Raw genomic sequence first — 16,354 nt, 5'->3', positions numbered from 1 at the left:
CAGCCCGGCCGCTCACGCGCCCGGGCTTTTTTTTTGCCGGTCGTTATCGACGCGGTTATATATAATCAGGAATCTCAACTTGGAAGGTATTCGATGAAAGCTTTGCTTGTATTGCTGGCAATGTCCGGTTCCGCGCTGGCCGACGATCGCGCCCTACTCCACTGCCGCGCCATCGCCGACGTGGCCAACCGTGTCGCGTGCTACGACGCGATTCCGGTGGCCGCCGCCGGCGCGCCGAAAGCGGCCGCCATCGCGGCGCCTGGCGCCGTGGCCGCTCCGGCGACCATGCCGGCGGCACCGGCGCCGGCCGCCAGCCCGGAGGCGGGCTTCGGCATGGACACGATCGCCAAGCGCAAAGCGGACACCCCATCATCGATCGAAAGCACCGTCGTCGGCAAGATCGAGGGCTGGGGCCCCACCACCCGCTTCACGCTGGCCAACGGCCAGGTCTGGCGGGTGGTGGACGGCAGCTCGGAATGGTTTATGGAGCGCACCAATCCCAAGGTGGTCCTGACCCGCAACGCCATCGGCACCATCTTCTTCGAGGTCGACGGGGCCAAACAGCCGCCGCGCGTGCGCCGCGTCGAATGACGACGCGCGCGGCAAAGGCGCGCTACAAGGTCGGATAGTCGCCGATCGTCAGCTCGAAGCCGCGCGCGTCCGACACCAGCCGCGCCGTCCCGCCATACGGCAGGGTGGCACGCCGCTTGATGTGGCCGAAGGGCAAGCCGGTCAGCACCGGCATCGGCAAGCGCTCGCGCAGATAGGCCAGCATGGTTTCGAAGTCGTAACCGTTTTCCAGCGCGCCCAGCTTGTAGCCGGAAAAATCACCCAGCACCAGCGCCCGCTGGCCGTCCAGCGCGCCCGCGTACAGCAGTTGCAACACCATGCGTTCGATCCGGTAAGGATGCTCGGCGATGTCTTCGATGAACACGATGCCGTCGTCCAGCGCGTGGAAATACGGCGTCCCGAGCAGGCTGACCATCATCGCCAGGTTGCCGCCCCATAGCCTGCCGCCGAGGTCGACCACCGGGTTGTCGGCGCGGCCGTCGGCCACCTCGCCGCGCACACCGTGCCGCGGACCACGCAGGCAGTCCCAGAACTGCGCCATCGTATAGGCTTCCGCTTCCTCACGGACGAAGTCGTCGCACATCATCGGCCCGGCGAAGCTGATGCGCCCGGTCTGCTTCATCAGCGGCATCTGGAAGGCGGTGAAGTCGCTGTAGCCGACAAACAACTTGCCGCTGTCGGCCATCGCGGCGAAATCGATCATCGGCAGCAGCCGGGTCATGCCGTAGGAGCCGCGCAGGGCGATGACGATCCGCACCTCCGGATCGGCGGCGGCGGCGTCGAGCTGCGCCAGGCGGGCGGCGTCGGTGCCGCCGAAGCGCAGGTGCCGCTTGTCGTCGTCATAATAATTGTGGACCAGGAAGCCCTGCCGTTCCAGCCGGGCGACGCCGGCCTGGAGCGCGGCGGCGTTGGGCGCGGCGCCACCTGGCGCGACAATGGCGATGCCGATTTTTTTCGTGTTCAAATTGTTTCGCAACTCTATTTTGAAGTTCAACGTGAAGCGCTATTGTTGAGGGGTGCCGCTGCCGGCGCGACGCGCGATCAGTGCGGGCATGTCCGGTGTCATATTACCGCGCAGATGGTTGTCGAGCAAGGCGAGCAGGCGCTCGATCAACTGCGGCGGCAGATCGTGGCCCATGCCCTCGATCACCTGCAGCTTGGCGCCGGGGATGGCCTCGGCCGTGTCCACGCCGCAGGCGACCGGCACCAGCGGATCGGCCGCGCCGTGGATGACCAGCGCCGGACAGGCGATCTTGCGCAGCAGCGGCGTGCGGTCGCCCGACGCCACCACGGCCACCATCTGCCGGGCTACACCAGCCGGATTGACGTTGCGGTTGAGCGCGCGCTCGATATTGGCGCGCAACTGGCGCTCCGGCGTCGGAAACGACGGGCTGCCGATGGTGCGGAACACGCCAACGGCGTGGTCGATCACTTCCTTGCGGCCGCTGGCGTTGCCGGGACCGCGCATCAGCGCCGCCCGCGCGGCCGACGTCGGCCCGGGCAGGCCGCGCCGCCCGCTGCTCGACATGATGGACGTCAGGCTGAGGGTGCGGGCGCCGAAGCGCGACGCGAAAATCTGCGCGATCATGCCGCCCATCGAGGCGCCCACCACGTGGGCGCGGGCGATGCCCAGCGCGTCGAGCAGGCCGAGCGCGTCGTTGGCCATGTCGTTGAGCGTGTACGCGGGCGACTGCCGCCAGCCCACCAGCGACTTCAGGTAGGCCAGCATCAGGTTGGGCTTTTTGAAATGGTCGAATTGACTGGACAGGCCGATATCGCGGTTGTCGTAGCGAATCACGTAATAGCCCTGCTCGACCAGGCCGTCGACCAGGTCCTGCGGCCAGGCGATCAGTTGCATGCCCAGGCCCATGATGAGCAGCACGGGGGTATCCTGCGGGTTGCCGCTGGCTTCGTAGGTGAGCGTAATGCCGTTTGCTTTTGCGGTAGCCAAAGCGGTCTCCGGGAAGGGGCTGGCGGCGATGCCGACGATGCGCAGCGCATCGTGGCTTCAGCATACCATTTTTGCCGGTGTCTGGAAACGCGGGCCGGGGAAACGTCTTGCCGGGAGGCTTATTCCTGGGCGGCGCGGCGCGCGGCGGCCGCGGCGGCGCGGCGGGCGGCGAAGAAACTCTTGAGCATGGCGCCGCACTCCTCGGCCATAACGCCACCGCTGACCTCGGTATGATGGTTCAATCGTTCCTGTCCGAACAGATCGACCACCGAGCCGCAGGCCCCGGTCTTCGGGTCGGTGGCGCCGTACACCACCTTGGCCAGGCGCGCATGCATCATGGCGCCCGAGCACATCACGCACGGCTCCAGGGTCACATACAGCTCGCAGCCCGGCAGCCGGTAGTTGCCCAGCACCTCGGCGGCCGCGCGCAGGGCGACGATTTCCGCGTGCGCGGTCGGATCGTGCTTGCCGATCGGCTGGTTGTAGCCGCGCGCGATCACCACGCCGTCCTTGACGACGACGGCGCCCACCGGCACCTCGCCCAGATCCCACGCGTGTTGCGCCTGTTCCAGCGCCAGCCGCATAAAATCATCTGGCGGCGCATCGGACATCGCGTCAGGCATCGGTGATCTCTGCCCAGCAATTGGGCGTCTCGTGCAGCACCAGCTTGTGCAGGTGCAAACCGGTGCCGTAGCGGTCCTTGTAGGCCGACTTGAGGATGGCGAACGCGACATGGGCCAGGTTCTCCACCGTCGGAATGCGGTCGATCACCACGGTCTTATGGCCCGGCAAGGTGGCCAGGAAGTCGCGCACCGCCGCGTCCTTCTCGTAGACGATGAAGGCGTGGTCCCAGACATCGACCAGGTGCTCTTTCGCCAGCGCCTTGATGTCGGAGAAATCCATGATCATGCCGTTGTCGGAATTGCCTTCGGCGGTGATGATGTTGCCGGTCAGGGTGATTTCCAGCGTATAGCGGTGGCCGTGCAGGTTGCGGCACTGGCTCTTGTGGTCGGGAATGCGGTGGCCGGCGTCGAATTCCAGCTTGCGGGTAATAGTCAGCATGACATCTTTTCTTAGGGTATTTGTAAAAGTTTATGGGTTTGCAGGCTCAGCTTCCATTTCGGATTGCGCTTGCAGGTTTCGATCGCCAGTTTGGTGTTGAACTCGGCCAGCGGGCCGTCCATCGCCTGCACATAGAAATTCTCGAAATCGAGCTGTTCGTAGGCCGCCAGGTCCTGGCCCGTCTGCGGAATCACGACCTTGATCTCGCTGCCCTTGGTCACCACCAGGGTCGAGCCCATCTTGGGGCTGACGCAGATCCAGTCGACGCCATCGGGCACCGGCAAGGTGCCGTTGGTTTCGATGGCGATCGTGAAGCCGACCGCGTGCATGGCGGCGATCAGCGCCGCATCCAGTTGCAACAACGGTTCGCCGCCGGTGAACACCACGTACTTGCTGGCCGGGTGGGCGGCCGGCCACAGCGCGTTGATCGTCGCCGCCAGTTCCTCCGGGGTCTTGAACTTGCCGCCGCCTTCGCCGTCGGTGCCGACGAAATCGGTATCGCAGAACTGGCACACGGCGCCGGCGCGGTCGCCCTCGCGGCCGGTCCACAGATTACAGCCGGAAAAACGGCAGAAAACCGCCGGCCGGCCGGCGTGCGCGCCCTCGCCCTGCAGTGTGTAAAAGATCTCTTTGATGCTGTAAGTCACGATAGTTCCCGATTGGACAGCCCTCAATTATATCCCACGCGACACTTTTTCGCGGTTTCCGGCGGAAGTTGACCTCGCACAATGCTGCTGTGCGGCAACCACGGTATTTTCACAGGGTGGCGACCGACTTCAGGCATCTAACCAAGTGCACCGGTCCGGCGCCCGACCACAGGGGACGAACCACCATGAACTACGCGACGCAAGTCATCCAGATCGATCTCATCGTCACCGGCGTGTGCGCGCTGGCCTGGCTCGCCCTGCTGTTGCTGTGGCGGCAGCAACGGCAACGCAGCGCGTTCGCCACGATCGAGGCGCGCTTGCAAGCGAGGCTGTCGCACGAGCGCTGCAGCCGCGCGCTGACCGAGCGGGCGCTGACCGACACCCGCCGCCAGGTTTGCCACCTGAGCAAGAGCCAGCAATCGCTGCGCGACGCCGACCGCCGCCGCATCGCCCGCGACCTGCACGACGACCTCGGCCAGCACTTGCTGGCGATGAGCTTTGAGCTGGGCGCGCTGGCCGCGCAGCACCCGGAACTGAAGGACGCGCTGCACAAGGTCGACGAGCGGATCGCCTCGACCTTGCGTTCGATGCGCTCCATCGTACGCGATTTGCAGCCGGAGGGTTTGCGCGACGGCCTGCGGGGCGCGGTCGAACAGCAGGTGGCGCAGTTCTCGCGCCTCAGCGGCATTCCCTGCCAGCTCGACGCCGGCGCCATCGCCGCCGACGGCCGCATCGACGGCGGCATGGACAAGGTCATCTACCGGATATTGCAGGAATCGCTCAGCAATATAGCCCGCCACGCCAAGGCGTCGCAGGTCTCGGTGGGCATCAGCCGCGCCGAAGACCGGCTGAGCCTGACCGTGCGCGATAACGGGGTTGGCATCGCCAGCGGCCAGGGCGGCGGGCCGGCCCGCGCCCCGGCCCACGCCGCGACCGACACCGCGTCCCCGGCCCGGCGCGGCAACGGCTTGCGCGGCATGGCGGAACGGGTGGCGGAGGCCGGCGGACGTTTCGATGTCGCCACCGCGCCAGGCAGCGGCACGGCGCTGACGATGTCGTTCCCGCTGCCATAGCACTTGCGGCACCTCCCATCCAGATTTCGTACCCATATCCCCCAAAGGCCGCCGTCATGAACCGCAAGCCCAAGATTCAGCATGTGATGGAATATCCCCAGCCGGAGCAGCCGCACGGATTCGCGCTCAAAATGATGGAATTGCTGGTCATTCCAACCTTCGTGCTCGACTGCCACGGTAAAGTCATCATCTGGAACCGCGCCTGCGAGCGCCTGACGGCGGTCGACGCCTGGGAAGTGCTGGCCACCACCGACCACTGGCGCGGCTTTTACCATGAACAGCGCACCACGCTGGCCGACCTGGTGCTGCTGGGCCGGGGCGCCGACCCGCACGGCCAGCGCCGCGCCGACCCCGACGGCAACCTGCGCGCGGAAAACTGGTGCGACATGCCGCGCATCGGCCGGCGCCGCTACCTGGCCGCCGACGCCAGCCCCATCGTCGACAACGAGGGCAAGCTGCTGGCGGTGGTCGAGACCTTGCGCGACGTGACGGACGAAAAATGCGCGCAGGTGGCGCTGGAACAGCTGGCCACGCGCGACGGCCTGACCGGCCTGGCCAACCGCCGCTGCTTCGACAACACGCTGTACGCGGAATGGCAGCGCGCGCTGCGCCAGCAACAGCCGCTGTCGCTGCTGATGGTCGATGTCGACAATTTCAAGCAATATAACGATGCCTACGGCCACCTGGGCGGCGACGAGTGCCTGCAGCGCATCGCCAAGGCGGTGGCCAGCGAAATGCGCACCAACGACCTGGTGGCGCGCTACGGCGGCGAGGAGTTCGCCGTGATCCTGCCCAACCAGTCGCTCAAGGGCGCCGCCATCGTGGCCGAACGCATCCGCTGCCGCGTCGAGCAACTGCACATGCCCAACCTGGGCACGCAAGGACATGTGGTCACGGTCAGCATCGGCGCGGCCACCGCGCTGGCGGCGCCGGACAACGATTCCAGCCAGCTGGTCGCGGCGGCCGACTCGGCGCTCTACCGCGCCAAGCACATGGGCCGCAACCGCATCAGCCTGCCCTCGGCGGACAGCGACATGGCGGCCGCCATCGTCGAAGCGGCTAAGCGATCGTAAACTCGATGCCGTTGCCGGTAACGCCGATGAGCGCGGCGCGGTTTTCGATCGATTCCGAAAAGTCCAGCAACACCATGGCCCTGGTGTTGCCGGCAGCGAGGTTTCCTACGTGGTAATCAAAGCCGCCCGCGTCCGGCGCCCGGTGCAGCACGTTGGCGTACAGGGAGGTGACGAACTGCGCATCCGTCAGCGAGCCAAAACTCGCCACCCCCTCGCCGCTGCGGAGGAAATCCTGAGACATCGCGAGCAAGTCCATCCCTTTATCGAGCTGAAGGAGCCAGAAGCCCATACCGGAAAAATCCGGGGTCCGATCGAAGGCCGCTTGATATAGACGAAAGGCCTGGCCGGCGAAGCCATCGACATCGAGCGCGACGCCGTTGCCGTCGGAAAACAGCAAACGCTCGACGCCGCCGACCAGATCGACGCCGCCGACGCCGGTTTTATCGCTCACGGTGAACGAGCCGCCGCTGCCGGCGATCGTGAAATTGCCGCGGGCGCCGTTGTAGGCGATGGTATCGGCGCCGGCGCCGCCGGAGAACAGCTCGTTGCCGGCGCCGGCGGTGAACGCGTCGGCGCCGGCGGTGGCGCCGTGCAAGATGCCATAGCTGGAGAGCTGTATCGTGCGGTCGCTGAACTCCAGTGTGGAAATTCTGCTGAGAACGTCATCGCCCTCCCCCGCCACCGTCAACGCGACTTGGCTACCCGCCACCGCATAAGCGCCAAAGGCTTTATCGAACACCACCTTGTCCGAACCGCCGCCGCCATTGACGGTGTCGCTGCCCGTGCCCAGGTAGATGCTGTCGTTGCCGATGCCGCCGGTGATCGTGTTGCCGGCGTCGTTGCCGAAAATGATGGAGCCGCCGCTGCCGGCGATCGCGCGTTCGATCGTCACGCCCAGCGCGATCGATATATTGTCATAGCCGGACGCGGTCGAGCTGAAGCCGAACTGGTTCATATTGATGACGGTAGCCCCGGCACAAGCCGAGAAGTCGAGCGTGTCGGTGCCGCCCGCGTCCCAGATGCACTGCGGCGCCGCATCCGCGCCAAACCGGTAAGTGTCGTTGCCGGTGTGATAGGTCGTGTTGGCGCCGTACATATACTGGATCGCCAGGATGTCATACATCATCGGCGTGACGCCGTAATTGCCGTTCAGTTTGAAGCCGGCGCCGGTGTTATACGACATCTGCGTATAGTCCAGATTGTCGGTCGCGGCAGGCAGGTACGGGCCTTCGGAGTGCTCGCCGGTCGAATTATAGTCGCCTGGGTGCTTCAATCCCAGCGTATGGCCAAATTCATGGATCAGCACCGACCGGCCGAAGTCGCCCTCGGCGTAGGTGGAGCCGGCCGCGTACTGGTTGTTGGTGTACATGTAGGTCGGACCGCGCCCGTCCGGCAGGTAAGCGTAAGCGCTGCTGTCGGTGCCTTGATTGTTGGTGCCGACCTGGATGTCGCCGCCGGCGGTCACTTGCGTGAAGGTGACATTCGCCACCGCCGACCAAGTGGCCAGCGCGACCTTGACCGCGGCCTGCTGCTGCGCCGTCATCGCCCTGAAGCCGTTCGCATCCTGGGTGCTGGCGGTGGCCGGCGCGGCGGTCAGGAAACTGTAAGTCAGCCCGACGGCGGTACCGGGGGTGCTCGTCCAGCTGCTGTGCAGCAATGAATCTATCGCGTTAATTCCTGTGGTCGTGGCCATGATTGGTCAAGCGTGATTGTTAATTGCCCTATAGTAACATCATCCGTCGCCGCCGGCGCCTCCGCGCCATGCCGGGGCGCCGGATGTCTCAAGATGTTGTAAATAAACCCAGAACGGCGGCCGCACTTTCCACCGCGGGCGTCACGTGCCGTCACTCGAACGGATTGGCCACACTCCGTGCGGACGGCGCCGGCAATGTGGCCGGCAACTCCATCGCCTCCAGCCGCGCCACGACATCGCCCAGCAGCTGGTGCAGCGCCCGCGCGTCGGCCAGCCCGCGCCGGTCGGCGGTCAGGTCGACGTCGCCGCTGAGGGTGATGCGGTCGACCCGGTTCTCGATCGTCAGATGCCCGATGTTCAGCACATCCGACTCGTTCGCATAGGGAATGAATGTGATGCTCAGTTGGCCCATTGCCTGCTCCTTTCCTTGCCCTTGCGTTGCCGCGCATGCGGCAGGCGCAGAAGCTCCTGCTTGCGCTGCGCCGACAACGACGGTAACAGATCGATGCCGATCCTGCTTTCCAGTTCGGCGACGCTGAGCACCTCGTACTCCGCGTCGGCGCGGTTTTCGACGAAATACGCGGCGCCGGCGCGCTGGCGCGGACTGTAGACCAGTTTATACAAATGCGTCGGCACCAGCACGTTGCCGACCTTGCGCAGTTCCCGGCCGATGAAGGCCGGGCCGGTGATCACATACAGGTCGCCCTCCTTCTGCGCCAGCTTGCGCACCACCGCCTCGATGCCGGCCCACAGATGGCGGTTATTGTCGGCGTCCTGCGGCACCATGTTGGCCAGCGTGAAGCTCTCGTGCTGGGTGCGGCGGTCCGGCATGTCGCCGTTGGGCGCCATGTGCCCCCGGTCGTAGCCGCTGCGCGCGTAGTCGTCCAGCTCGGCGCGGGCGCCGGGCGGCAGGCGCTTTTCGGCGTGGAAGCTGTCCTCGCGCGACAAGTCCCCGGCGGCGGCGATATTGTCGGCGGTCAGGTGCTCGGCCGACCACAGCGGCGTGCGCGTGATACCTGAATGCATGACGCCGAACACGCCATAGCACAACTCGGTTGTGGCGGCGCCCAGCCTGCGGTTGGCGATCTCCGGCAGCCGGCCGTCGACGTAGTGGGTGGCACAGCGGCTTGGAGCGGCGCGGGCCTCGAGGGCCGGCGCGACGGAAAACAGGCCCGACGTGGCGATCAGGCCGCAAGCGGCGGCCGTCGCGGCCACGCTTTTCTGAAACAAATTCATATTTCCCTGGGGCAGATTTTGGAGGCGGCATTCTAGCCGACCGCGCCCCAAACAAAAAGGGCCGAACCCGTCAGGATTCGACCCTTTCAAAACATCCGCCCTACCAGAGGCCTTGTTTTATATTTCCATTGCTATAACACTGCTTGTAATTTTAAATTGTTTTTCACGGTATGGGTGAAAACTTTGACAACGAAAGCGGCGACCTCAGGACGGCTTGCCGCGGCGCGTGGTATTGCGCCGGCGGTGGCCGGTGCCGGTGCGGCCGGGCGGCTGTTTGGTTTCGCCGGCCTCGGCCCGCTGCTTGTTGACGATCCGGGCCGCCACCTCCTCCTCGCGGCCGGGGTAGCGTCCTTCCTGTTCGAACTTGTGTTCCAGCTCCTTGTACTCGTGCTCGCGCTTGGGGCTTGCTCCTCGGGGCATGATGGACTCCTTTCTTCAGAACATGTTCAGCATCTACGCGAACCATGCTACTGAAACGCCGTCGGGGATGTCGCACGGCTGCTACGCCGCAATCGCTGTTTCGCTTGTCAGCTTTCCACCGACAACAGCAGTTCTATCTCCGCTAGCAACTCGGTCATCGTGTCGACCACCCGGTAGGCGCCGGGGAAATCGTGGCCGCGCGTGAGCGCGTTGCGCAGGACGACGCAGCGGATGCCGGCCGCCATCGCCGCCTGCAGGCCGCGCGGCGAATCCTCGACCACCAGCGCGTCGGCCGCCGCCACGCCCAGCCGCTCCAGGCCCAGCAGATAGGGGTCGGGCGACGGTTTGCTGTTGGCATAGGACTCGTGCGTGAGCACGAATTCGAAATGCCGCCGCAGCGGCAAGCGCCCGTGGATGATCTCGAAGTGCTCGCGGATCGAACTGGTGACGACGGCCATGCGCACGCGCGGCGCCAGGCTGGCCAGCACCTCGGCCGCGCCGGCGATGGCCGGGATGTGCTCCGACGCCAGCCGCAGCGCGTAGCGCTCGTTGCGGTGCGCGCGCGCCGCCTCGATTTGCGCCTCGTCCATGGCCGGCTCCAGCAAATGCCAGGCGCCGCGGTTGTCGGCCAGGTACCAGTCGAAAAAGTGCTGCTCGCTCAGCTCCAGGCCAAGCGGCCTGAACAGCTCCCGGTTGGCCTCGTAAAACAGCCGTTCGGTATCGACCAGCACCCCGTCGTTGTCCCACAAAATTGCTTGCAGCATACTCCGCATTCCTTGTAAAGGCCGGCAAGCGGCAGTGACGTGGCCGGCGCCGGCGCCGCGATGACCGTCGGCAGCGGCGATTGTACCCGCTGGTCTTGCCTGAAAGGGTATGCAATACTTGCCCCAACGCATATCCGAAGAGCGACATGGCCGTTTTCGCACGACTTCCGCGCAGCCTCAAGTTCCGCATGACCGGGGTCGTCGTGATGCTGGTTCTGGCCGCCACGATGACGGTGGCCTGGGTGGCGCTGGTGCTGGCCGAGCGCGACATGAAAAGCGTGATCGGCGACCAGCAATACGCGTTGCTGTCGTCGGCCGCCGCCCAGGTCGACGCCCAGATCACCTCGCGCAAGGTGCTGCTGGCCAGCCTGGCCGACACCCTCGGCGAAGGCGACGGCGCCGACGCCGCCGGCATGCAAGCCTTCGTCGCCCGCCATCCGGTGGCGCGCGGGCGCTTCCTCAACCTGCACATCTACAACCGCGACGGCGTGCTGCTCAACACCGCCGGCGACGGCGCCGCCGCGCTCGACCCCGGTGGCGAGGCGCGCGCCTATTTCGAACGCACGCTGGCGGCCGCCCGGCCGGCGATTTCGCCGCCTTTCAAGAGCATACTGACCGGCCGGCCCGCGATCATGATCCTGCAACCGGTGTTCAACGCCGCCGGACGCGCCGTCATGCTGCTGTGCGGCAGCATCGACCTGGCCAATCCCACCTTCATGCAGCAGGTGGCGGCGCAGAAGAGCGGCAAGACCGGCTATACCTTCATGATGACCGCCGGCGGCGTGCTGCTGCACCACCCCGACCGCTCGTTGCTGCTCAAGCACATCAACGACCGGCCCGGCCGCAACAGCGTCACCGACGCCGCCCTCAAAGGTTTCGAGGGCTGGGCCGAGACCACCGGCAGGGACGGCAGCGTCGGCATCTACACCTACAAGCGGCTGCGGACGACGGACTGGATCATCGGCGCCCGCTTCCCGGTCGAGGAGGCGTTCGCGCCGATGATCGCCATGCGCCACAAGGCCATGCTGGGCGCCGCCGCCTGCGCCGCGCTGGCCGGGCTGATGGCGTGGATCGCGGTGCAGTGGATGCTGCGGCCGCTGGGCCGCCTGCGCGGGCACATCGACGACATCCGCGGCGGCCGCGCCGACATCGGCGTGCTGCAGCGCGGGCGCGCCGACGAGATCGGCGCGCTGAGCGTGGCCTTCCACGAACTGATGGCCGAGCGCGAGGCCGCGCAAACGGCGATACGCGACAGCGAGGCGCTCATCAGCAGCATCCTCGAGCGCGCCCCGGACGCCTTCGTCAGCTGCGAAGCCACCGGCATCATCACCAAGTGGAACGCCGCCGCCGAGCGCAGTTTCGGCTGGACGCGCGAGGAGGCGGTCGGCCGCGACATCGCCGAGCTGATCGTCCCGCCGGCGCTGCGCGGCAAGCACGGCGCCGGCATGCGCAGCTTCGCCGACGGCCATGTGGGCAAGCTGATCAACTCGCGCGTGCGGGTGGCCGCGCTGCACAAGGACGGCGGCGAGGTGCCGGTCGAACTGTCGCTCGGCGCGCTGCGCCACGACGGCGCCTACTACGCCACCGCCTTCCTGCACGACATCACCGAGCGGGTGGCCTACGAGCGCAAGATCGCCGCCAGCGAAAAGCGCCTGCGCACGCTGGCCGACAACCTGCCGGTGCTGATCTCCTACCTGGACCACGCGCGCACCTTCCAATTCCTCAACGCCACCTTCCTGCATTGGTTCGGCATGGACCCGGTCAAAATGATCGGCCGCCACCTGGTCGAAGGCATCGGCAAGACCCAGTACGCGCTGGCGCAGCCGCACCTGGACCGCGCCTACCGGGGCCACAACGCCACCTACGAGCACACCGCCAGGATCGACGGCGGCGAACACGCGCTGGAGACCACCTTCGTGCCGGAGCTGGGCGCCGACGGCGCCGTCGTCGGCATCTACTCGCTGACCCACGACACCACGCGCATGAAGGAAATCGAGCAGCGCCTGACGCAGCTGGCGCGCATCGACACGCTCACCGGCATCGCCAACCGCCGCATGTTCGAAGAGATACTGCAACTGGCGATCGTGCGCGCCAGGCGCAATCGCCAGCCGCTGGCGCTGGCCTACCTGGACATCGACCACTTCAAGGCCATCAACGATACGCGCGGCCACGGCGCCGGCGACGCCGTGCTCAAGGAATTCGCCGCGCGCCTGACGGCCAACGTGCGCGCCTCGGACACCGTGGCCCGCGTCGCCGGCGACGAATTCATCATCATTTTCGAACAGGTGGCGCACGTCGACGAGGCGGCGCGGATGGCGCTCAAGATCGTCGAGGCGATCCGGCGGCCGTTCATAGTGGCGGACACCGGCATGGCGGTCACCACCAGCATCGGCCTGGCGCTGCACCATGGCGAGGGGGAATCGGCCGCCGAGCTGGTGGCGCGCGCCGACAGCGCGCTCTACGCGGCCAAGCACAACGGCCGCGACGGCCACGCGATCGCCGACTGAGACCTTACAGGTCGATCTCCATGCCGTCGTAGGCCGACACCACCTCCAGCGGCGTCTCGCCGGTGGCGGCGGCGTAGCGGCGCGTCTCGGCCAGCACGCCGGAGATGCGGGCGTCGTCGTAGACCGGCTCGTGGTGGAACAGGCACAGCGTGCGCACGCCGGCCAGCCGGCACAGCTCCACGCCCACCGCGCCGCTCGAGTGGCCCCAATCGGCCTTGGCCGACACGCACTCCGCCAGCGAATACATGGCGTCGAAGATCACCAGGTCGGCGTCGCGGAAGAACTCCACGAACGCCCCGCGTCCGTCGGCGTCATCGAGTTTGTGCTCGGAATCGGTGCTGTAGACCATGGCCCGCCCGCCGCGCTCGAGCCGGTAGCCATACGAATCGCCGTGGTGCAGCTGGCGCTTGGCCGTCACCTTCACGTCCTTGACCATCACCGGCACACCGGGCTCCATGCGCACGAACTCGATGGTGGCCGCCAGCTGGTCGAAGCCGACCGGGAAGCTGATCGGGTCCTGCTGGCGCCGGAACGCCGTCTCCAGCTCGGCGTGGCAGCCGTAGATGATGATGCGGTTGCCCGGAATGTAGGCTGGCGTAAAGAACGGAAAGCCCATGATGTGGTCCCAATGAAGATGGGACATGAACACATGGTAGGTCTGCGGATTGGCCGGGCCGTAGCGCGCCAGCTTGGCGCCGGCCAGCGGCCGCGCGCCCGAACCGAGGTCGAGGATGATGTGGTCGGTGGTGGCCGCCGGGTCCCAGGCCTCGACCTCGACGCAGCTGGAATTGCCGCCATAAGTGCCGCGCACGTCGAAATCGAGCTCGTTGTCGACGTACGACGCCACCTTTTCGCGCGAGTCGAGATCGCGGCCGATCGCCCCCACCAGCGCCGAGACCAGCTTGGCGCGGATGTGTTTGTGGTTCAGCGCCACCGGCAACGAGCCGCGCGCGCCCCAGATACGGGCTTTCATAAAGCGAATTCCATGTTGGTGCGGTGGCCCCGTATCGATAAAGCAACTAGTGCTGTCAAACAGGCAGCAGATTTTGCATTTTGACACCTCTATATCTAAAAGGCAATACAATATGCGATGTCCGGGGTGGCGCCGGGGTCGTGCTATCCTTCGCCCTCCCCGCGATACCGGGTCTACCAGGACCATGACCAGCCATGTCACTCAACCAATTCTTCAAGCTCGCCGAGCACGGCACGACCATCCGCACCGAAGCGATCGCGGGTGTCACCACCTTCCTGACGATGGCCTACATCATCTTCGTCAACCCGGCCATCCTGGGCGACGCCGGCCTGCCGAAGGACTCGGTGTTCGTGGCCACCTGCCTGGCCGCCGCGCTGGGCACCCTCATCATGGGGTTGTACGCCAACTACCCGATCGGCATGGCACCGGGCATGGGCTTGAACGCCTACTTCGCCTACGCCGTGGTGCTCGGCATGGGCGTGCCGTGGCAGACGGCGCTCGGCGCGGTGTTCATCTCCGGCTGCCTGTTCATCGCCGTTAGCGTGTTCAAGGTGCGCGAGCACATCGTCAACGGCATTCCTCATTCGCTGCGGGTCGCCATCACCGTGGGCCTGGGCCTGTTCCTGGCGCTGATCGCGATGAAAAGCGCCGGCCTGGTGGTGGCCAACCCGGAAACGCTGGTCACCGTCGGCGACATGCACAATCCGCACACCCTGATGGCCATCCTCGGCTTCCTGCTGATCGTCACGCTGGACCGGCTGCGCGTGCCGGGCGCGCTGTTGATCGGCATCGTCGCCGTCACCGTGCTGAGCTTCTTCTTCGGCGGCAACACCTTCAAGGGCTTCATGTCGCTGCCGCCGTCGATCTCGCCGACCTTGTTCCACCTCGACCTGGCGGGCGCCATCTCGATGGGGCTGTTCAACGTGGTGCTGGTGTTCTTCCTGGTGGAACTGTTCGACGCCACCGGCACCCTGATGGGCGTGGCCAGCCGCGCCGGCCTGCTGGTCAACGGCAAGATGGAACGCCTCAACAAGGCGCTGCTGGCCGACAGCTGCGCCATCGTGGCCGGCTCCGTGCTGGGCACCTCCAGCACCACCGCCTATCTGGAAAGCGCGGCCGGCGTGCAGGCCGGCGGCCGCACCGGCCTGACGGCGCTGGTGGTGGCGCTGCTGTTCCTGGCCGCCCTGTTCTTCGCGCCCATCGCCGGCGTGGTGCCGGCCTACGCCACCGCGCCGGCGCTGCTGTTCGTCGCCTGCCTGATGCTGCGCGACCTGGTCGACGTCGACTGGAGCGACACCACGGAAAGCGTGCCGGCGGCGATCACCGCGCTGGTGATCCCGTTCACCTACTCGATCGCCCACGGCATCGCCTTCGGCTTCATCACCTACGCCGGCCTCAAGTTGCTGACCGGCCAGGCGCGCCAGGTCAAGCCGGTGGTCTGGATCATCGCCATCGTTTTCCTGGTGAAGTACAGCCTCACGTAAACATACGGGCTCACAGCGGCCCGGACGGCGGCGACTCGCGGATCGCCTGCACGCCGATGACGTTGTGCAGGCGCATGCGGCACAACACCAGCGGATCCTCCTCCGGCGCGGCCAGGCGCAGATGCACCTCCAGCCCGTGGGCGCCGGCGGTCGTACGCAGGCCGCGCAACTCGATGCCGAGGCGGCGCACGACGGCCAGCGCCGCCTCCAGCGTGGCGATGGGCGCATCCGGCTCGATGCAAAAACGATAGTTTTTCTGTGTGGTATTCATGCCATCAGAATATCCACAACGGGGCGAAATAGGCTTCCGGAATTTCCCCGATTCCGCCACTTTCCAAGAACATCATCCCGGAACATGTAAAATCCATGGAATATTCATCTTTTCGGGAGCAAAACATGGAAATCGACGAGATCGATCGCCGCATCTTGCGCGAGCTGCGCCAGGATGGCCGGCTGAGCAACACCAAGCTGGCCGAAAAGGTCGGCCTGTCGACCACGCCGTGCTGGAACCGCGTGCGCGCGCTGGAGGAAGGCGGCATGATCGAGGGCTACACCGCGCTGCTGAGCCAGACGGCGCTGGGTTATCCGGATACCGTCATCATCGAGGTCACGCTGGATCGCCACGACGACGACATCTTCGACAAGTTCGGCAAGGCGCTGGCCGAGCTGCCGGAGGTGATGGAAGCCTATTTGCTGACCGGCGAATACGACTACCTGATCAAGGTGGCGGTGGCCGGAACGGCAGGCTACGAGGAGTTCCTGCGCCGCAAACTATACAAGCTTCCGGGGCTGCGCCACAGCCGCTCGACCTTTGTGCTGCGCTGCTTGAAACGCACTTATTCGGTCGCGCCGTGAGGCGCCGGCGAGGTAATTGCATTTAAGTAATTGTTGATAAGTTTAA

The 16,354-nt window shown here is 66.0% G+C and carries 18 protein-coding genes; 6 read left to right on the top strand and 12 right to left on the bottom strand.

Translation table 11 applies throughout. The features are described 5' to 3' along the window. Positions 1-93: 93 nt before the first annotated feature. Positions 94-591, top strand: a complete 498-nt coding sequence (locus AC07P1_RS10985; RefSeq protein ID WP_494695834.1) for a hypothetical protein — start codon at positions 94-96, stop codon at positions 589-591. A gap of 22 nt (positions 592-613) precedes the next feature. On the opposite strand, the gene AC07P1_RS10980 is transcribed toward AC07P1_RS10985, so the two are convergent. From AC07P1_RS10980 to queE, 5 genes are all read right to left on the bottom strand, one after another. Beyond that, positions 614-1,534 carry an LD-carboxypeptidase gene (locus AC07P1_RS10980; RefSeq protein ID WP_494695833.1) on the bottom strand — a complete coding sequence of 307 codons (921 nt, stop codon included), beginning with the start codon at positions 1,532-1,534 and terminating at the stop codon, positions 614-616. Between the two features lie 39 nt (positions 1,535-1,573). Beyond that, positions 1,574-2,521: an alpha/beta fold hydrolase gene (locus tag AC07P1_RS10975; protein WP_494695832.1), complete on the bottom strand. Its 948-nt coding sequence runs from the start codon at positions 2,519-2,521 to the stop codon at positions 1,574-1,576. Between the two features lie 119 nt (positions 2,522-2,640). Then, positions 2,641-3,144: a tRNA adenosine(34) deaminase TadA gene (gene tadA / locus AC07P1_RS10970; protein WP_494695831.1), complete on the bottom strand. Its 504-nt coding sequence runs from the start codon at positions 3,142-3,144 to the stop codon at positions 2,641-2,643. Beyond that, on the bottom strand, positions 3,137-3,583 hold the full coding sequence (queD, locus tag AC07P1_RS10965; protein ID WP_363495767.1) for a 6-carboxytetrahydropterin synthase QueD: 447 nt from the start codon (positions 3,581-3,583) through the stop codon (positions 3,137-3,139). The genes tadA and queD overlap by 8 nt, the downstream gene beginning before the upstream one ends. Positions 3,584-3,594: 11 nt before the next feature. Beyond that, positions 3,595-4,230, bottom strand: coding sequence for a 7-carboxy-7-deazaguanine synthase (gene queE / locus AC07P1_RS10960; protein WP_494695830.1), 636 nt, complete (start codon positions 4,228-4,230; stop codon positions 3,595-3,597). Between the two features lie 185 nt (positions 4,231-4,415). Here queE and AC07P1_RS10955 point away from each other — a divergent pair, with 185 nt between their 5' ends. Then, positions 4,416-5,303, top strand: a complete 888-nt coding sequence (locus tag AC07P1_RS10955; protein WP_494695829.1) for a sensor histidine kinase — start codon at positions 4,416-4,418, stop codon at positions 5,301-5,303. 56 nt (positions 5,304-5,359) lie between these two features. Beyond that, the gene (locus AC07P1_RS10950; protein ID WP_494695828.1) at positions 5,360-6,376 is read left to right on the top strand and encodes a GGDEF domain-containing protein; all 1,017 of its coding nucleotides are present in this window, start codon (positions 5,360-5,362) and stop codon (positions 6,374-6,376) included. Here the strand turns inward: AC07P1_RS10950 and AC07P1_RS10945 are convergent. The 5 genes from AC07P1_RS10945 to AC07P1_RS10925 form a co-directional block, all read right to left on the bottom strand. Then, positions 6,363-8,069: a DUF4214 domain-containing protein gene (locus AC07P1_RS10945; RefSeq protein ID WP_494695827.1), complete on the bottom strand. Its 1,707-nt coding sequence runs from the start codon at positions 8,067-8,069 to the stop codon at positions 6,363-6,365. The genes AC07P1_RS10950 and AC07P1_RS10945 overlap by 14 nt on opposite strands. 151 nt (positions 8,070-8,220) lie before the next feature. Further along, on the bottom strand, positions 8,221-8,481 hold the full coding sequence (locus AC07P1_RS10940) for a hypothetical protein (RefSeq protein ID WP_494695826.1): 261 nt from the start codon (positions 8,479-8,481) through the stop codon (positions 8,221-8,223). Continuing rightward, complete coding sequence (locus AC07P1_RS10935) at positions 8,469-9,305, bottom strand: DNA/RNA non-specific endonuclease (RefSeq protein WP_494695825.1); 837 nt, start codon at positions 9,303-9,305, stop codon at positions 8,469-8,471. Before AC07P1_RS10935 ends, AC07P1_RS10940 begins: the two co-directional genes overlap by 13 nt. Before the next feature lie 204 nt (positions 9,306-9,509). Continuing rightward, positions 9,510-9,725, bottom strand: coding sequence for a hypothetical protein (locus AC07P1_RS10930; RefSeq protein WP_494695824.1), 216 nt, complete (start codon positions 9,723-9,725; stop codon positions 9,510-9,512). Between the two features lie 107 nt (positions 9,726-9,832). Next, positions 9,833-10,489: an HAD family hydrolase gene (locus AC07P1_RS10925; RefSeq protein ID WP_494695823.1), complete on the bottom strand. Its 657-nt coding sequence runs from the start codon at positions 10,487-10,489 to the stop codon at positions 9,833-9,835. Positions 10,490-10,635: 146 nt separating this feature from the next. Between AC07P1_RS10925 and AC07P1_RS10920 the strand changes: the two genes are divergently transcribed. After that, positions 10,636-12,996 carry a diguanylate cyclase domain-containing protein gene (locus AC07P1_RS10920; protein ID WP_494695822.1) on the top strand — a complete coding sequence of 787 codons (2,361 nt, stop codon included), beginning with the start codon at positions 10,636-10,638 and terminating at the stop codon, positions 12,994-12,996. A 4-nt stretch (positions 12,997-13,000) separates the two neighbouring features. On the opposite strand, the gene AC07P1_RS10915 is transcribed toward AC07P1_RS10920, so the two are convergent. Beyond that, positions 13,001-13,969, bottom strand: a complete 969-nt coding sequence (locus AC07P1_RS10915) for an MBL fold metallo-hydrolase (protein ID WP_494695821.1) — start codon at positions 13,967-13,969, stop codon at positions 13,001-13,003. A 194-nt stretch (positions 13,970-14,163) separates the two neighbouring features. Between AC07P1_RS10915 and AC07P1_RS10910 the strand changes: the two genes are divergently transcribed. Continuing rightward, positions 14,164-15,453, top strand: coding sequence for an NCS2 family permease (locus AC07P1_RS10910; RefSeq protein WP_494695820.1), 1,290 nt, complete (start codon positions 14,164-14,166; stop codon positions 15,451-15,453). Positions 15,454-15,463: 10 nt separating this feature from the next. On the opposite strand, the gene AC07P1_RS10905 is transcribed toward AC07P1_RS10910, so the two are convergent. Then, on the bottom strand, positions 15,464-15,724 hold the full coding sequence (locus tag AC07P1_RS10905; RefSeq protein WP_494695819.1) for a hypothetical protein: 261 nt from the start codon (positions 15,722-15,724) through the stop codon (positions 15,464-15,466). A 125-nt stretch (positions 15,725-15,849) separates the two neighbouring features. Between AC07P1_RS10905 and AC07P1_RS10900 the strand changes: the two genes are divergently transcribed. Next, the gene (locus tag AC07P1_RS10900; protein WP_494695818.1) at positions 15,850-16,308 is read left to right on the top strand and encodes an Lrp/AsnC family transcriptional regulator; all 459 of its coding nucleotides are present in this window, start codon (positions 15,850-15,852) and stop codon (positions 16,306-16,308) included. Positions 16,309-16,354 lie beyond the last annotated feature (46 nt).

Source organism: Duganella sp. GW821-FHT07F09, assembly GCF_059418705.1.
The sequence above is the reverse complement of the archived record's forward strand: the minus strand, read 5'-3'. Positions and strand labels throughout refer to the sequence as shown.